Source organism: Sutterella massiliensis (assembly GCF_016899755.1).
Taxonomy (GTDB): domain Bacteria; phylum Pseudomonadota; class Gammaproteobacteria; order Burkholderiales; family Burkholderiaceae_F; genus Sutterella; species Sutterella massiliensis.
The window spans coordinates 1-382 of record NZ_JACJJC010000328.1; the positions used below are offsets into that span (position 1 = coordinate 1).

Annotated in this window: 1 protein-coding gene; it reads right to left on the minus strand. The window is 59.2% G+C overall.

Annotated elements, in window-relative coordinates:
* Nucleotides 1–359, minus strand: a 359-nt coding sequence (locus H6A60_RS12785; RefSeq protein WP_338054880.1) for an aryl-sulfate sulfotransferase N-terminal domain-containing protein, incomplete at its 3' end; no start/stop codon positions are given.
* Nucleotides 360–382: the final 23 nt, after the last annotated feature.

Sequence of the window (382 nt, forward strand, 5' to 3'; positions counted from 1 at the left end):
GCCGTGTCGATGATGCCGACTTCGGGCGAGCCGCTCCACTGGAGAGCGCCGCCCGTCGGATTGTTCCAGGTGGCGCGGCCGCCGCGCGGATTGTTTTCGAGGATATTGTTGAGGAGATAGAGACGGTCGGCGAACTTCTTTTCGACCTTCTCGACCTTGGCGTTGAACATGGCGTGCTTTTGCATGTCCGTGCCGTCGGCTTCAACGAAGACCGGCGAAGCGTAGATCTTGTACGTTTCCTTCTCGACGCGTTCGGTCTTGGGGTTCTCGCCGTTTTCGACAAGCGTGTAGCTCACTTCGACGGTGTTGACGTAGTCGGGATAGAGCCCGAAAACCGGAATGCCCGCATACGTGCGCACGCGCCGATCCGAAACCTTGTAGG